This is a genomic window from Burkholderia sp. MSMB1459WGS (assembly GCF_001534535.1).
Lineage (GTDB): Bacteria > Pseudomonadota > Gammaproteobacteria > Burkholderiales > Burkholderiaceae > Burkholderia.
Map to the genome: position 1 here is coordinate 173,283 of NZ_LPMU01000044.1, position 15,111 is coordinate 188,393.

Annotated in this window: 15 protein-coding genes; 9 read left to right on the top strand and 6 right to left on the bottom strand. The window is 68.9% G+C overall.

Translation table 11 applies throughout. The features are described 5' to 3' along the window. The first annotated feature begins 9 nt into the window (after positions 1–9). From WT97_RS17495 to WT97_RS17505, 3 genes are read left to right on the top strand one after another with little or no spacing between them, the layout of a single operon-like run. A complete protein-coding gene (locus tag WT97_RS17495; RefSeq protein ID WP_059501239.1) occupies positions 10–1,476 on the top strand; it encodes an O-antigen ligase in 1,467 nt (488 codons plus the stop codon). Next, complete coding sequence (locus tag WT97_RS17500) at positions 1,473–2,657, top strand: glycosyltransferase family 4 protein (protein ID WP_059501238.1); 1,185 nt, start codon at positions 1,473–1,475, stop codon at positions 2,655–2,657. Before WT97_RS17495 ends, WT97_RS17500 begins: the two co-directional genes overlap by 4 nt. Next, entirely contained in the window at positions 2,657–3,823 is a 1,167-nt protein-coding gene (locus WT97_RS17505) for a glycosyltransferase family 4 protein (protein ID WP_059501391.1), read from the top strand. The genes WT97_RS17500 and WT97_RS17505 overlap by 1 nt, the downstream gene beginning before the upstream one ends. Positions 3,824–3,953: 130 nt before the next feature. Here the strand turns inward: WT97_RS17505 and WT97_RS17510 are convergent, their stop codons facing one another. Beyond that, complete coding sequence (locus WT97_RS17510; protein WP_060353926.1) at positions 3,954–5,189, bottom strand: MFS transporter; 1,236 nt, start codon at positions 5,187–5,189, stop codon at positions 3,954–3,956. A gap of 155 nt (positions 5,190–5,344) precedes the next feature. On the opposite strand from WT97_RS17510, the gene WT97_RS17515 reads away from it, so the two are divergent. Further along, the gene (locus WT97_RS17515) at positions 5,345–5,815 is read left to right on the top strand and encodes a helix-turn-helix domain-containing protein (RefSeq protein ID WP_060353927.1); all 471 of its coding nucleotides are present in this window, start codon (positions 5,345–5,347) and stop codon (positions 5,813–5,815) included. Positions 5,816–5,896: 81 nt separating this feature from the next. Here WT97_RS17515 and WT97_RS32965 read toward each other — a convergent pair whose 3' ends face one another. The 3 genes from WT97_RS32965 to WT97_RS17525 form a co-directional block, all read right to left on the bottom strand. Then, positions 5,897–6,064 (bottom strand): hypothetical protein, encoded by a 168-nt coding sequence (locus WT97_RS32965; RefSeq protein ID WP_257128508.1) that lies wholly within the window; start codon positions 6,062–6,064, stop codon positions 5,897–5,899. Between the two features lie 218 nt (positions 6,065–6,282). Beyond that, entirely contained in the window at positions 6,283–7,056 is a 774-nt protein-coding gene (locus WT97_RS17520) for an AraC family transcriptional regulator (RefSeq protein WP_060353928.1), read from the bottom strand. Positions 7,057–7,082: 26 nt separating this feature from the next. After that, positions 7,083–7,424 carry an FKBP-type peptidyl-prolyl cis-trans isomerase gene (locus WT97_RS17525; protein WP_059501234.1) on the bottom strand — a complete coding sequence of 114 codons (342 nt, stop codon included), beginning with the start codon at positions 7,422–7,424 and terminating at the stop codon, positions 7,083–7,085. Between the two features lie 581 nt (positions 7,425–8,005). On the opposite strand from WT97_RS17525, the gene WT97_RS17530 reads away from it, so the two are divergent. The 3 genes from WT97_RS17530 (at position 8,006) to WT97_RS32975 (ending at position 11,877) form a co-directional block, all read left to right on the top strand. After that, positions 8,006–8,923, top strand: coding sequence for a metal-dependent hydrolase (locus WT97_RS17530; protein WP_059793857.1), 918 nt, complete (start codon positions 8,006–8,008; stop codon positions 8,921–8,923). 474 nt (positions 8,924–9,397) lie between these two features. Then, positions 9,398–10,870, top strand: coding sequence for a sigma-54 dependent transcriptional regulator (locus tag WT97_RS17535; RefSeq protein WP_059501233.1), 1,473 nt, complete (start codon positions 9,398–9,400; stop codon positions 10,868–10,870). Between the two features lie 758 nt (positions 10,871–11,628). Beyond that, positions 11,629–11,877 carry a hypothetical protein gene (locus WT97_RS32975; RefSeq protein ID WP_080747670.1) on the top strand — a complete coding sequence of 83 codons (249 nt, stop codon included), beginning with the start codon at positions 11,629–11,631 and terminating at the stop codon, positions 11,875–11,877. Positions 11,878–12,119: 242 nt separating this feature from the next. On the opposite strand, the gene WT97_RS17540 is transcribed toward WT97_RS32975, so the two are convergent. Further along, positions 12,120–12,902, bottom strand: a complete 783-nt coding sequence (locus WT97_RS17540; RefSeq protein ID WP_059501389.1) for an ABC transporter substrate-binding protein — start codon at positions 12,900–12,902, stop codon at positions 12,120–12,122. A 235-nt stretch (positions 12,903–13,137) separates the two neighbouring features. On the opposite strand from WT97_RS17540, the gene WT97_RS17545 reads away from it, so the two are divergent. Next, entirely contained in the window at positions 13,138–13,557 is a 420-nt protein-coding gene (locus tag WT97_RS17545; RefSeq protein WP_059793861.1) for an MbcA/ParS/Xre antitoxin family protein, read from the top strand. After that, positions 13,554–14,255, top strand: coding sequence for an RES family NAD+ phosphorylase (locus WT97_RS17550; protein WP_059501231.1), 702 nt, complete (start codon positions 13,554–13,556; stop codon positions 14,253–14,255). The genes WT97_RS17545 and WT97_RS17550 overlap by 4 nt, the downstream gene beginning before the upstream one ends. Before the next feature lie 62 nt (positions 14,256–14,317). Here the strand turns inward: WT97_RS17550 and WT97_RS17555 are convergent, their stop codons facing one another. Further along, the gene (locus tag WT97_RS17555) at positions 14,318–15,049 is read right to left on the bottom strand and encodes a metallophosphoesterase (RefSeq protein WP_060353929.1); all 732 of its coding nucleotides are present in this window, start codon (positions 15,047–15,049) and stop codon (positions 14,318–14,320) included. Positions 15,050–15,111: the final 62 nt, after the last annotated feature.

Genomic DNA, 15,111 nt, shown 5'->3' on the forward strand with positions numbered 1-15,111 from the left:
CGCGCATCGATGAGTACGATTGCCGCCGAACGCGCGCCGTCGCGCACCCGCAGCCGGTTCGCCGAGCCGAAGCACTGGGCCGGGCAGGCCGGGCTGTGGACGTTCACCGCCGCGCTGATCGCCGTCCACCAGGGCAAGGTGCTGACGCTCGCGTTCCCGGTGCTGGCCATCGGAGTGGGCGTCTGGCTGTATTTCAAGAGCCCGGCGCGCTATGTCGGCTTCATGTGGTGGGTGTGGTTCCTGAGCCCCGAAGTGCGGCGCCTGGCCGACTGGTCGAAGGGCGCGTTCACGCCGACGAGCCTGATCCAGGTCGCGCCGCTCGCGGTGACGATGATCGCCGGCTTCGGGCTGCTCAGGCATTACCGCGTGCTCGCGCAGCGACGCGGGATTCCGGTGCTGCTGATCCTGTTCGGGCTCGTGTATGCGTATCTCGTCGGGATCGTGTCGAGCGGCGTGATGGCCGCGACCTACGACCTCGCGAACTGGCTGTACCCGATCCTGATCGGCTTTCACATCATGGTGAACGCGCGCAACTATCCGGAGTACCGCGACGTGCTGCTCTCCACCTTCATGTGGGGCATGCTCGTGATGGGCGTGTACGGCGTCGTGCAGTATTTCGTGATGCCGCAGTGGGACGTGCTGTGGATGGTCGGCTCGCAGATGGGTTCGCAGGGCGAGCCGGTGCCGTACGGCGTGCGCGTGTTCAGCACGATGAATTCGTCCGGGCCGTTCGCGTTCGCGATGATGGGCGCGCTGGTGTTCGTGCTGGTCGCGCCGCAGAAGATCCGCTGGTTCGCGGGCGCGGCGGGCTTCGTGTCGTTCGCGCTGTGTCTCGTGCGCTCGACCTGGGGCGGCTGGGTGATCGCCCTCGCGATCCAGCTCGTGCAATCGAGCAACCGCGTGCGGATGCGGATCCTGATCAGCGGCGTCGTGCTGGTCGGGCTGTGCGTGCCGCTCCTGACCGTCGGGCCGGTGGCCGACCGGCTCGGCCAGCGCCTGCAGTCGATCGCGAACCTGAAGGACGACCGCAGCTACGACGACCGCAACAAGTTCTACGCGACCTTCGCGCAGACGGCATTCACCGACGTCGCCGGCGAAGGGATGGGCGCGACCGGTGCGTCCACGAAGCTGTCGAGCGACAGCGGCGAGCTCGGCAAGTACGGCAGCTTCGACAGCGGCGTGATGAACGTGCCGTTCGTGCTCGGCTGGCCCGGCACGCTGCTGTATCTCGCGGGCGTCGTGATGCTGTTCGGCCGCACGCTGCGCGCGGCGTTCAAGCTGCGCAAGGACAAGTTCGTCGGCGCGTGCCTGAGCCTGTGCCTGTCGACCTTCGCGATGCTCGTGTTCACGAACTCGCTGATCGGCACCGGCGGCCTGCTGATGTTCACGGCCATTTTTTCGATACTTGCCGCGGCGCACTGGCAGAAGGCGCAACGCCTGCTGGCCGCCGCGCGTTCACGGGGAGGCGACCATTGAGAATCGCGATCGTCACGCACGTCGTGCGACATAACGACGGGCAGGGCCGCGTCAATTACGAAATCGCGCGCGCGGCGCTGGCCGAAAACTACGAGGTCACGCTGGTCGCGTCGCATGTCGCGCCCGAGCTGCTGGCCGACCCGCGCGTGCGCTGGGTGCCGGTGAAGGTCGGCGGCTTCTGGCCGTCGAATCTCGTCAAGCAGCAGGTGTTCGCGCTGAAAAGCGCGGCATGGCTGCGCGCGCACCGCGGCGAATACGACGTGCTGCACGTGAACGGCTTCATTTCATGGATCAAGGCCGACGTGAATACCGCGCACTTCGTGCACGGCGGCTGGTTCAAGAGTCCGTACTATCCGTTCGGGCTGACGAAGGGGATGTGGTCGGCCTACCAGTACGTCTATACGCGCGTGAACACCGCGCTCGAGCGCTGGGCCTACCGGCGCTCGAGCGCGATCACGGCCGTGTCGCAGAAGGTGGCCGACGAAATCGCCGGGCTCGGCATCGACAGCCGCAAGATCAGCGTGATCTACAACGGCGTCGACGGCAGCGCGTTCGCCGGCGCGCAGGCCGACCGTGCGTCGTTCAAGCTGCCGGACGACGCGTTCCTGCTGCTGTTCGTCGGCGACCTGCGCACGCCGCGCAAGAACCTCGGCACGGTGCTGAAGGCGCTGACGAAGCTGCCGCCCAACGTTCATCTCGCGGTGGCCGGCTACTTGCCCGGCAGCCCGTATCCCGACGAAGCGCGCGCGCTCGGCATCGATTCGCGCGTGCATTTCCTCGGTCTCGTGAAGAACATGCCGACGCTGATGCGCTCGGTCGACGCATATGTCTTTCCGTCGCGCTACGAAGCGATGAGCCTGTCGCTGCTGGAGGCGATGGCGGCCGGGCTGCCGGTCGTCACCGCGCGCACGGCGGGCGGCGCGGAAATCATCACGCGCGAATGCGGAATCGTGCTGGAGGATCCGGACGATCCGGCCGCGCTCGCGCAGGCGATCGGCTCGCTCGCGGCGTCGCGCGACACCTGTCGCGCGATGGGCGATGCGGCCCGCGAACTGATGACCCGTTTCGGCTGGGCGCACATGGGCGCCCAGTACGTCGCGCTTTACCGGCGCATCGGCCAACCCACGCAGCCGTCCGCCTTCGAGCGGGCCGAGCATGCGATCACGCAGGAGCAACCGTGATGTCCCAATCTTCCCGGCCGATCAAATCGTTGCAGATCGGCATGCACTGGTTCCCCGAACGCGCGGGCGGCCTCGACCGGATGTACTACTCGCTCGTCGGCGCGCTGCCCGGCGCGGGCGTCGAGGTGCGCGGGCTCGTCGCCGGCTCGCCGAAGGTCGCCGACGACACGGGCGGGGCGATCCAGGGCTTCGGGCCTGCGTCGCAGCCGCTCGCGCGCCGGATGCTCGCCGCGCGGCGCGCGCTGCGCGACGAGATCCGCAGCGAGCGGCCGGACGTGATTTCGTCGCACTTCGCGCTGTACACGTTTCCGGGCCTCGACGTGACGCGCGGGATTCCGCAGGTCTCGCACTTCCAGGGGCCGTGGGCCGACGAAAGCCAGGTCGAGGGCGCCGCGTCGCTCGGACAGCGTGCGAAGCGCTATCTCGAACAGGCCGTCTATACGCGCTCGTCGCGGCTGATCGTGCTGTCGCAGGCGTTCGGCCAGATCCTGACGAACCGCTACGGGATCGATCCGTCGCGCGTGCGCGTGATTCCCGGCTGCGTCGATACCGCGCAGTTCGACACGCCGCTCACGCCCGCCGAGGCGCGGCACAAGCTGCAACTGCCGCAGGACCGGCCGATCGTGCTGGCCGTGCGCCGGCTCGTGCGGCGCATGGGACTGGAGGACCTGATCGACGCGATCGGCCTCGTCAAGCGCCGTCACCCGGACATCCTGCTGCTGATCGCCGGCAAGGGCAAGATCGGCGAGGAACTGCAGCAGCGCATCGACGCAGCCGGGTTGCAGGACAACGTGAAGCTGCTCGGCTTCGTGCCCGACCACCATCTCGCGGCGCTGTACCGCGCGGCGACGGTCAGCGTCGTGCCGACGGTCGCGCTGGAGGGCTTCGGCTTGATCACCGTCGAATCGCTGGCATCCGGCACGCCGGTGCTGGTTACGCCGGTCGGCGGGCTGCCGGAGGCGGTCGCCGGGCTGTCGAACGATCTCGTGCTGCCGTCGACGGGCGCGGATGCGATCGCCGAAGGGCTCGGCGGTGCACTGTCGGGTGCGATCGCGCTGCCCGACGAGGCCGCGTGCAAGCGCTATGCGCGCGATCATTTCGACAACGCGGTGATCGCGCGGCGCGTGGCCGGCGTCTACGAAGAGGCGATCCGGGCGGCGGGCTGAACGTCTGCGGCGCGCCCCGCACGCGCCGAACCGCAAGCCCGACGGGCGTGCGTGCGCGGCCGGTTCGCGTGCCGGACGCCCGCCGAGGGCGCGCCGGCTTTTTCCGTTCGATCCGCATGACCCGCGCGCATCATGCGCGCCGCAGCGTCGCGGCCCATACGCCGAGCGCGGCCATGCTCACCGCCGCGCCGAGCCCGCAGACGCCCGTCCATCCGGCGCGCGCATACATCATCGTCGCCGCAATCGCACCGAGCCCGCTGCCGGCCGAATAGAACAGCATGTAGCAGCCGACGAGCCGCGCATGCGCGTCGGGCCGCGCACCGAGAATCATGCTCTGATTGACGACGTGCACGGCCTGTCCGCCGACGTCGAGCAGCACGATGCCGACGATCAGCAGCGCAATCGACGTATTGCCGAACGCGAGCGGCAGCCATGAGCAGGCGAGCAGCGCGAGTGCGGCGCCGGTCGTCGCTTCGCCGCGCCCGCGATCCGCGAGCCGGCCCGCGCGGGCGGCGGCCGCCGCACCCAGTGCGCCGACGAGGCCGAATGCGCCGATCTGCGTGTGCGACATCGCGTGCGGTGGCGCGCTCAGCGGCAGCACGAGCGCGCTCCAGAAGATGCTGAACGCGGCGAACATCAGCAGCGCGATCGCGCCGCGCACGCGCAGCACGCGTTCGTCGCGCAGCAGCGACACCATCGAGCGCAGCAGCGCCGCATAACCGATGCGTTCGCGCGGTTCGTGCCGGTCCGGCAGCAGCCGCGACAGCACGACCAGCATCGCGATCGCGAGCCCGCCCGACACGAGATAGACCGCCCGCCATCCCGCGATGTCGGTGACGACACCCGCCAGCGAGCGCGCGGCCAGCAGCCCGACCACGACGCCGCCCTGCGCGGCGCCCACCACGCGCCCGCGTTCGCCTGCGCCGGCGAGGGTGGCCGAGCAGGCGATCAGCCCTTGCGTCATCGCGGTGCCGAGCAACCCGACCGCGACCATCCCGGCCAGCAGCGCGACGCGTGTCGACGCCACGGCCACGCCGATGCAGGCGGCGCTCAGCAGCACAAGCTGCATGGCGATCAGACGCTTGCGGTTCAGCAGGTCGCCGAGCGGCACGACGAACAGCAGCGCGAGCGCGCAGCCGAGCTGCGTCGCGGTGATGACGCCGCCGACCGCGGCTTGCGACACGCCGAAATCCCACGCGATCGAATCGAGCAGCGGCTGCGCGTAGTAGACGTTCGCGACGCTCGCCGCGCAGCAGACGGCCAGGAGCGCGACGCGCGCCGACGACAGGCGGCCGCTCGCGGCCGGAGGGATCGCGCCGGTTGGCGCGTTCGATGCAACGGTGCCGGAATGGCAGGACGATTCCATGGGTTTCCTCATGCAATGTAGTTGCAATTTGAAACTGGTTTGGAGTGTAGGGAAAGTAGTTTTAAAATGCAACCTGTTTGACGGCGGGCGTGGGGCCCGTGCACGGATGGTCCGCCGGCCCGCGAAGGCGGCCCGGCGCGATTGCGGAGAGGAACATGGCCAGGCAGAAAAGTCTTGCGGATTCGCCGTGCCCGGTGGCGCGCGCGACCGATATCGTCGGCGATCGCTGGGCGTTGCTGATCGTGCGCGACGCGTTCGACGGCGTGCGCCGCTTCGGCGATTTCCGCGCGAGCCTCGGCGTCGCGAGCAACATCCTGTCCGACCGGCTGAAGATGCTGGTGGACGCGGGCGTATTCGACGTCGTGCCGGCCTCCGACGGCACCGCGTATCAGGAGTACGTGCTGACCAGGAAAGGCGAAGGGCTGTTTCCGGTCATCGTGATGCTGCGACAGTGGGGCGAGGCCAACCTGTTCGCGCGCGGCGAGCCGCATTCGATGCTGATCGACCGCGGCACCGGGCGCGCGATTCGCAAGCTCGCGCTGCGGCACGACGACGGCCGGCCTTTGAAGGCGGCCGAGACCGTCGTGAAGAAGATCGGTGACGAAGCGGGCACGGCGCGTCGGTGAGCGTCATGCGCGCCGGTTGCGCCGTCGGATGGCATTCGGCGTGGAAGCACGAGCGCGGTCCGGCCGGCTACGCGAGTCGATTCACGAAGATCTTCTTTCGTTGGCGTTACCCGATCCGACCTCGCCCCGGCGACGCATGACCGCACGCGCGCGATCGGCCGGCGGCGTCGCACGAGTTGCCGGGGACGCGCCGCGACGCGCAGCGGCCCGCACACGGGTCGCGAGCAGCGCGGCCGCGAGCAGCAGCATGACCGACTCGGCGGTTTCGATCCGCAACGATGTTGACGGCGGCGACGACGCGCGCCAGCGCGGGCGGGAAAGCGGGGGATGGTGCGGTCGTATCCATGCGCCCATCGTAGGCGGCGACGGACAGGCGATGTTTCAGCGGGACGCGAAGCGTCGATACGGATGCCGATCCGCGTGCCGCCGGCTACGTGCGTCGATGCGTATTCAGCGCGCGACTGCGCTCAATGCCGTTCGCCGCGCCAGCGTCCGGGCGCCACGCCGAAGCGCTTCGTGAACGCATGCGTGAACGTGCTTTGATCCGCGAAGCCCACGCTGCCCGCGATGTCGACGAGCGAATGCCGGCCGTCGGCGAGCAGCACGACCGCGGCGTCGAGCCGCAGCCGCTGCAGGTAGCGATGCGGCGTTTCGCCGAACGCGTCGACGAACAGTTGATGAAACCGGCGCATCCCGTAGCCGCAGTGCGCGGCGAGATCGGCGATGCGCAGCGGTTCGGCGAGCCGCGCGCGCAGCCAGCGGTCGATGCGCGCGAAATCGAGGCCCGACGCCGGCGCGGCGATGCCCGCATCGTCGAGCAGCGCGTCGCACAGGCGCGCGGCGGCCTGCCATTGAAAGCGGTGCGCGGCGGCCTGCCGTGCGTCGCCGGCCGGCGTATCGTGTTGTGCGGCGGCCGCCGCGATCTGCGCGACGAGCGACGTGAGCGCGGGGTCGATCGACACGGCGCGCGCATGGTCGAACAGCCGCTGCGGTACCGCGAGCGACGCGGCGGGCAGGTCGATCACGAGCTGGCGATTCTCGCCGAGGCCCGCGTAGTCGTGGCGCGCGCCGGCCGGAATCAGCCAGGCCGCGTGCCGGTCGATGCGCCGGCCGATGCCGTCCACCGCCATCACCATCGCGCCATCGACGCCGAGCACGACCTGGTGGAAGTCGTGCACGTCCGACGCTTCGCACGTGGCGTAGCGGCGCAGCGCGATGGCAGGCGAGGCGATGTGTTCCATCGGGAGGGAAACGGCCGGAGGCGGGGTCAGACGTCGAGCAGTTCGACTTCGAACACGAGCGTCGCATTCGGCGGAATCACGCCGCCTGCGCCGCGCGGGCCGTAGCCGAGTTGCGGCGGGATCGTCAGGCGACGCACGCCGCCGACCTTCATGCCCTGCACGCCTTCGTCCCAGCCCTTGATGACCATGCCGCCGCCGAGCACGAACGCGAACGGGTCGTTGCGATCCTTGCTCGAATCGAATTTCTGACCGTCGGTCAGCCAGCCGGTGTAATGGACGCTGACGGTCTTGCCGGCTTGCGCTTGCGCGCCGGTGCCTTCGGTCAGGTCTTCGTACTTGAGGCCCGATTCGGTCGTGATGACGGACATGATTTCTCCTGAAAGAGCGTTGCGTGAAACCGCTATTGTAGGCGAGCGCGCAGCGGCCCGGCGCGCGTGGATTTCGTGCCGTCGTACGCGTGTCGGCGAGCGCGGCGGGCGCCGCGCGCGCGATCAACCGATCCGCAATTGGAACGCGCGTTTGAATTTTCCGCGAGCCGCGGGGCCGAGGTTGCACCACGGCAGTGCGCCACGCGTATGAATCGACGCTCCCGGCATGTGTTGCCGCATGCCGGGCGACCGTTGCCGGACGCGGCGAGATGCCCGGCGCACGGGGCTGGCGGGCCGATGGTGGGGCGCTGCGCCGCACGCGCCACCTCGCCCGTTCGCGCGCCGGCGCGTTCGAATCGCCAGCCGGCCGAGCGTCGTTCGAGCGCCGTTTTTTCCGCCTTTCCGACCGTGCCCTGTTTGGAAGCGCGCATCTACCGCGCGGCTTGCGTGCACCGGCGCGCGCGGCCTATCGTTACATTTGTCGATGTCAGGATTTTGGCGGCGCGCGACGCGTCGCCCGGGCTTGCGCCGGCCGCGTCCGACGATGCGCCGGGCCGCTCGGCAACAGGAGAACGATACACATGAAGTCAGCCGCTTCCGTCACCGCAGCCGGGATCATGCCGGTGCGCCGCGACCTGCGCTTCGACCTGCCGGTCGAACGCGCGAAGGACTGGCATGGCCTGGGGGCGCACGTGACCCATTTCTTCAACGCGCTGTCGCTGCTGTTTCCGGCCGGCGAGCGCTTCTTCATGGATTCGGTGCGCAACTACCGCGACCGGATCGACGATCCCGTGCTGAAGCAGCAGGTGCTGGGCTTCATCGGCCAGGAGGCGATGCACACGCGCGAGCACGTCGAATACAACGAGCTGATGCAGGCGAACCGGCTGCCCGCGCGCAAGCTCGACCGACGCGTGTGGGCTGTGCTCGGCTACATGAAGCGCACGCTGCCGCATTCGGTGCAGCTCGCGCACACGGTGGCGGCCGAGCACTACACGGCGATGCTCGCCGACTGGCTGCTGCGCGACCCGACGCGCCTCGACGGCTCGGTCGAAGGCTACCGGCAGATGTGGATCTGGCACGCGCTGGAGGAAACCGAGCACAAGGCCGTGTCGTTCGACGTGTGGAACGCCGCGATGAAGCCGGGGCTGCGCCGCTACCTGATCCGCATCGGCGTGTATCTGCTGACGACGCTGACGTTCTGGCCGACCGTGTTCCTGATGCATGCGACGCTGCTGTGGCGCGATCGCGGCGCCGGCCATCACGTGCGCGGCCTGCTGCGGACGATCGCGTTCCTGTATGGGCCGCGCCGAGGGCTGTTCCCGCGCATCGCCGGCGAATGGCTGAGTTTTTTCCGGCCGGGCTTCCACCCGTGGGATCACGACAATCGCCACCATCTCGCGCGGGTCGACGCACTGGCCGCCACCTACGGCGAACACGGCGGCACGCCGGCCGGCCGCGGCCGTGCGAACGCGCCGGCGCCGCTCGTGTCGGGTCGCTGATCCGGGCCGTCCGTCGCCCGCCGGCCGCCCGCGCTCGTCGCTCGTCGCGCGGCGGGGCGCCGCGCATGTTGCGTTCGTGCATCGGCCGGCTTGTTCCGACGATTGACGAAAATCAACCGGAACCGGTTGCTTCGCGTTCGCATGCCCGGCACACCGGTTGCACGCGCATGCGCCAGTGCGCCGATCGGGCGTGCGCCCGTCCCACACCCATGCCTCGCGCCAGCACCGGCGCGGCTTTGCGCGCGCGGCGCCGGTCCTTTCCGGCCGCGTGCGGCGCCCGCCACAGGGATAACACCCATCTAGCCGGAGGCCGGCCGCATCGATATACCGTTCATGACGACGTCGACGCCGGCGCGATTCATGCGCAGGGGGATTTTATTCGGACGGAAATACGCCCAATATGTCGATTCGATCGTGTCCGTCGTACGCGGCCGTGAGCCGGCGCGCGATACCAACGCCAAGCGGGGAACAACGATGGTTGCAAGGTCACCCGACGCAAACGGGCACGCGGCGCCCGAGATGACGGACGTGTCCGTCACCGCTCCCGAGGCCGGCCGCAAGCTGTTCGTGATCATGCGCACGCCCGACGAGCCGTTGCTGGCGCAACTGCGCGGGCTCGGCTGGGAGATCGCGGTCGCGAAGACGGCTGGCGCCGCGCAGAACATGACCTCCGGCGTGAGCGTGGCCGCCGGGCTGGTCGATTTCACCGGATTCACGTCGCGCGACTATCCCGCGCTGAAGATGTGTCTGAGCCAGCCGGCGATCGGCTGGATTTCCATCGCGCAGGCCGGCATCATGATCGGCCCCGCCGTGCGCGAACTGATCCGCAGCTATTGTTTCGATTACGTGACGCTGCCGCTGCCGTCCGAATGGATTTCGCACGTATTGGGCCATGCGCGCGGGATGGCCGCGCTCGATCGCGTCGACGGCGCCGCCTATGCGGCGTCGATCGGCGAACACGGGATGATCGGCAACTGCGAGGCGATGCAGCAACTGTTCAGCACGATCCGCAAGGTCGCGAAGACCGACGCGAGCGTGTTCATCTCGGGCGAGTCGGGCACCGGCAAGGAGCTGACCGCGCTCGCGATTCACGAGCGCTCCAGCCGCGGCAAGGGGCCGTTCGTCGCGATCAATTGCGGAGCGATCCCGCATCACCTGCTGCAGTCCGAGCTGTTCGGCTATGAACGCGGCGCGTTCACCGGCGCGAACCAGCGGCGCGCGGGCCGGATCGAATCGGCGAACGGCGGCACGCTGTTTCTCGACGAGATCGGCGACATGCCGGTCGAAAGCCAGGCAAGCCTGCTGCGCTTCCTGCAGGAAGGCAAGATCGAGCGGCTCGGCGGGCACGAATCGATCGCGGTCGACGTGCGGATCATCTCGGCCACGCACGTCGATCTCGACGGCGCGGTCGAGGCCGGGCGCTTCCGCGCGGATCTCTATCACCGGCTGTGCGTGCTGCGCATCCACGAGCCGCCGCTGCGCGCACGCGGCAAGGACATCGAGATCCTCGCGCACTACGTGCTGCAGAAATTCAAGGCCGACAGCGGCCGCAAGATCAGCGGCTTCACGTCGGCCGCGCTCGACGCGATGCGGCGCTACGAGTGGCCCGGCAACGTGCGGGAGCTGATCAACCGCGTGCGGCGCGCGATCGTGATGGCCGAGAGCCGGTTGCTGACGCCGCACGATCTCGGGCTCGACACGCCCGGCGAAACCGAACCGGTGACGCTCGAACAGGCGCGGGCGCTGGCCGAGCGCACCGCAATCGAGAACGCGCTGCTGCGCAACGACCACCGGATCAACAAGGCAGCCGCCGAACTCGGCATTTCACGCGTGACGCTCTATCGGATGATGATCGAGCACGGGCTGAACGATCGCGACCACAACGGCGACAACGGCGGCAGCGACGGCGCGCCGTCGGACGACGCCGGGCATCAGCGGGTCGGCTGAGCGGCGTGCGAATCGGCTCGGCGAGCGGTTCACAGACGGTGCGGCCCGAACGTGACGGGCGGCACGCCCGGCACGACCGCGACGACGCTCCACGCGCTGGCGAGCCCTGGGCCGGCACGCCGAAGCGGATCGGCCCGGCGCGCTGGGCCGATCGTCGTGGGCGGGTCGCGCGGGCAGCGTGAGGGCGCGTGAAGCGGTGCCGCAGTATGGCCATGCGATCGGCCGCCGCGTCCGGCGTCCAGCCGCGACGTGCGGTGCGCCTCGCCGCCGGCGGCATGTAAAGCGCATGAAACGTTTCGCGTCGGCCGCCAGGCGGATTTCTGCGGCGAATCGGGCCGACCGGCCGGTCCGTCGCCGGTAAAAATTCCGTGCTCCATTGTTCAGCCTTATTCCGCAAGGCCCTGCCGTGACACGGCCGACGCGTGCCGCGACCCCGATGTTTCAGTTTCGTAACTTCCGGTACGTCACGCCCGCTGCGGCCGCGAGCCGACCTGGTCGCCCCCTTGTCCGGCCGGGCTCGCGCAGCGCTGGCCCGGTCCTTGCGAAGAAGGGCGTGCGAGAGTCGACGACGCGAGGTCCGTCCGGTCAGGCAACCAAAGCTTCCAGTACCGGCCAGGACGCAGTCCGCGGGGATGCGGCGGCCGCGCGCGGTGCAGCGGCCGCGTCGCGGCGAGCACGGCGCGTCGTCGTCTGATCGCCGGGGCATCGGCATCGTCCGGTTGCCGGAACAAACATCAGACAGCAAACGGGGTAGAAAAATGATCGATCGTCACACGCCGCGGCCCGCAGGCCGCGATCGCCGTGATTCGGGACATCGCCGCTCGAACGTCGCGCTTGCGGCCGACAGGCATGCCTCGACAGGCCATCTCTCCGCGCCCGGCGCGAGGCGGATCCGGCTGGTTGCCGGTCATCCGCGCCGGGTCGGTACTTTCCTGCACGCGAACCCGATCCGCATGGGCATGTGTACACGCGCGCCGGTACCGCGACGTCCGGTCTTCGCCTATTGATTCGAACGGTACGGCGTCCGCTCGCGTTGCCCGTTGTTGCCTCACGCGATTGTTCGGGAATTCGAACGATCGACGAAGCGTCGTGCCGCGGGCCGCGTAAGACGAACACGACAAACGACGCAACATGACGCGCATTCGATGCAACGGCGCACCGCTCGACGCCGTTGCCATCCGGTTGAAGGGGAGGGGCGGTCGGACGCGCGCGACGGAAGCGGTCATCCGTACGCGCGCGACGCCGTTTTTCAGCCGCCGTAGATGTCGAAGTCGAAGTACTTCGATGCGAGCCGTTTGTAGGTGCCGTCCTTGACCATGTCGACGATCGCGCGGTCGATCTTCGCCTTCAGGTCGGTGTCCTCCTGGCGCAAGCCGATGCCGGCGCCGATGCCGAGCACCTTTTCGTCGACGAGTTCGGGCCCGACGAACGTATAGTTCGCGCCGCGCGGCGATTTCAGGAATCCGATCGCGGCCTGCACTTCATCCTGGAGCGCCGCGTCGAGGCGACCGGCGATCAGGTCGGCGTACACGCCGTCCTGGTTCTGGTACGACACGACGTTCGCGCCTTGCTTGCCCCAGTAGGCCTTCGCATACGTCTCCTGCGTCGTGCCCTGTTCGACGCCGATCGATTTGCCCTTCAGCGATTCGGCGGTCGGCAGCAGCGACGAGCCTTTCTTCACGACGAGCCGCGTCGGCTGGTTGTAGATCTTCGTCGTGAAGCCGATCTGCTGCGCGCGCTGCGGGGTGATCGACATCGACGACAGCACCGCGTCGAACTTCTTCGCCTTCAGCGCCGGAATCATCCCGTCGAAGTCGTTCTCGAGCCACACGCATTTCGCCTTCAGGCGCGCGCAGATCTCGTTGCCGAGGTCGATGTCGAAGCCGACGAGCTTGCCGTCGGGCGCCTTCGACTCGAACGGCGCATAGCTGGCGTCGGTGCCGAAGCGGATCGTGGTCCAGTCCTTCGCGACGGCGGGGCCTGCGGATACCGCGAGCAGGGCGATCGAAACGGCGGCAATCAGTCTCTTCATGGTGCGTTCCTTGGCGTGGTGCATCCGGTTTCTGTGCGGCACGGTCTCCACGGACACGATCCGCGCCGTGACGCGGTGTCCGCACGGCCATTAACGCAGAAAATAAAATACGAGTCCAGAATGGACAAAAAATATCGATTTGCCGGATGCATGCACGCGATCGATGGGTGCGACCCTTGCAAAAATACGAGAATGGACTAATCTTGTTAGTGAATTCGTTTCGAGACTAACGATCATGTCACAGCCCGCGTACCATTCGCATTCCGCCGTGCCGCACGCTTCGGTCGCGCAGATGTCGGCGGCCGGCCTGCGCGCGTTTTTCAACATCGCGCGCGATTGGGAACTGACGATCGACGAGCAGATCGTGCTGCTCGGGTCGCCGGGCCGCTCGACGTTCTTCAAGTGGAAGGCCGCGCCCGAATCGGCGCGCCTGCCGCGCGATACGCTCGAGCGGCTGTCGCTGCTACTCGGCATCTACAAGGGGTTGCAGATCCTGCTGCCCCAACCCGCCGCGGCCGATGCGTGGGTCAAGCGGCCGAACGATGCGGCGCCGTTCGGCGGCAAGCGCGCACTCGACCGGATGCTGGCCGGCAACGTCGGCGATCTGGTGGCCGTCCGGCAATATCTCGACGCGATGCGGGGTGGCTGGGCGTGACGACACCGATCGAAGTCGGCCGGTGGCCCACGACCACCGTCGATTGGGCGCCCGCCTATCGCGTGATTCCCACCCGTTTTCCGGCCATCAACCTGTTCGACCGCGTCGCGTCGGCGGACGACTTCGACGCGCTCTACGCGCTCGAATCGCTGACCAACGACCGCATTCGCAACGAAGTCGGCACCCTCGATCTCGTGCCGCCCGCCGAGCGCCGCTACGGGCAGGGCTGGGGGCCGATCATGGCGGCGTTCACGCATCTGAATCCGCTGGGCAGCCGCTTTTCGGACGGCAGCTACGGCGTGTTCTACTGCACGCGCGCGCGCGACACGGCGATCGCCGAAACGCGCTATCACAGCGGGCTATTCCTCGCCGCGACGAAGGAGCCGCCGATGCGTCAGCAGATGCGGCTCTATACCGTGTTCGCGCACGGCGACGTCGCCGACGTGCGTACGTGGCCGCAGCGCGATCCCGCGTTGCTGGACCCGGTCGACTACAGCGCGGGACAGGCATTCGGCCGCGCGGTGCGCCGTGCAGGTGGCGCGGGGATCGTCTATCCGTCGGTGCGCGACCCGCGCGGCGAGTGTCTCGCTGCGTTCCGAACGACGCTGCTGCGCGACTGCCAGCATGCGGCCTATCTCGAGTACAACTGGAACGGTTCGGCCGTCGATGCGGTGTTCGAACTGAACCAGGTCGGCTAGCGTTCGCCTGGCCGGCGCGGCGGGCGGTTGCGTCGCGCGATGCGGCGCTGGCGGCCGGCGCGTCAGGGCAGCGGCCAGTCGCCCGCGTGGCGTTCGCGCGCTTCGGCCTGCGTCATCGACCACGTGCGGCCGGTGCGCGGCTCGGCGAGCGTGAGCCGGCCGGCGGGCGCGAACGCACCCGTATCGATGAACCATTGCGCGCCGATCCGTTGCGGCGCACGCACCGGCGTGTGTCCGGTACAGGTCAGCGACAATCCGGCCTGCCGCGCCGGATCCGCGAGCCCCTGGACGAGGTCGCGGCCCCACATCAGCCGCTCGCGTACGTCGTGCGAATAACTGCCCGTATCGAGATCCGCGTCCGAGCCGAAGAATTCCGCATGCAGCACGTTGAAGCGCGCCGCGCCGTCGCCGATCACGCGCACGAGCGGCAGTGCGTCGACGCGCGCCGCATACGCGCGCAGTCGTTCCGGCGGCAGGTCGGCGCCCCAGTCGCCGCCGATGCCGCGCCACGCGTCGGGCGGCAGCTTGCCGCGCGCGACGAGGCTCAGCACTTCCTCGTGATTGCCGCGCACGACGTGGCACCACGGCCGGTCGAGCAGGTCGAGCGCGGTGTCGGAGGCCGGGCCGCGATCGACGAGATCGCCGACCGAGAACAGCCGGTCGCGGGCCGGATCGAAGCGGACGTCGTGCAGCAGCGCGCGCAGGACGTCGACGCAGCCGTGCAGGTCGCCGACGACGAAGTCGCGGCCGGTCGTATTCGCGGGATGGCGGCAGAGCAGGGCGGTGGCGGTCATCCCCTTATCTTAGGCGCTCCCGCCCATCGCCACGCCGCGACGGAATGGCGATAATCGGGGCG

Coding starts and splice junctions, on each gene's coding strand:
- WT97_RS17540 (WP_059501389.1), bottom strand. CDS start 12,902: ATGAAGAGACTGATTGCCGCCGTTTCGATCGCCCTGCTCGCGGTATCC.
- WT97_RS17520 (WP_060353928.1), bottom strand. CDS start 7,056: ATGGAACACATCGCCTCGCCTGCCATCGCGCTGCGCCGCTACGCCACG.
- WT97_RS17495 (WP_059501239.1), top strand. CDS start 10: ATGAGTACGATTGCCGCCGAACGCGCGCCGTCGCGCACCCGCAGCCGG.
- WT97_RS17555 (WP_060353929.1), bottom strand. CDS start 15,049: ATGACCGCCACCGCCCTGCTCTGCCGCCATCCCGCGAATACGACCGGC.
- WT97_RS17545 (WP_059793861.1), top strand. CDS start 13,138: ATGTCACAGCCCGCGTACCATTCGCATTCCGCCGTGCCGCACGCTTCG.
- WT97_RS32965 (WP_257128508.1), bottom strand. CDS start 6,064: ATGCTGCTGCTCGCGGCCGCGCTGCTCGCGACCCGTGTGCGGGCCGCT.
- WT97_RS17535 (WP_059501233.1), top strand. CDS start 9,398: ATGGTTGCAAGGTCACCCGACGCAAACGGGCACGCGGCGCCCGAGATG.
- WT97_RS17505 (WP_059501391.1), top strand. CDS start 2,657: ATGTCCCAATCTTCCCGGCCGATCAAATCGTTGCAGATCGGCATGCAC.
- WT97_RS17530 (WP_059793857.1), top strand. CDS start 8,006: ATGAAGTCAGCCGCTTCCGTCACCGCAGCCGGGATCATGCCGGTGCGC.
- WT97_RS17525 (WP_059501234.1), bottom strand. CDS start 7,424: ATGTCCGTCATCACGACCGAATCGGGCCTCAAGTACGAAGACCTGACC.
- WT97_RS32975 (WP_080747670.1), top strand. CDS start 11,629: ATGATCGATCGTCACACGCCGCGGCCCGCAGGCCGCGATCGCCGTGAT.
- WT97_RS17510 (WP_060353926.1), bottom strand. CDS start 5,189: ATGGAATCGTCCTGCCATTCCGGCACCGTTGCATCGAACGCGCCAACC.
- WT97_RS17515 (WP_060353927.1), top strand. CDS start 5,345: ATGGCCAGGCAGAAAAGTCTTGCGGATTCGCCGTGCCCGGTGGCGCGC.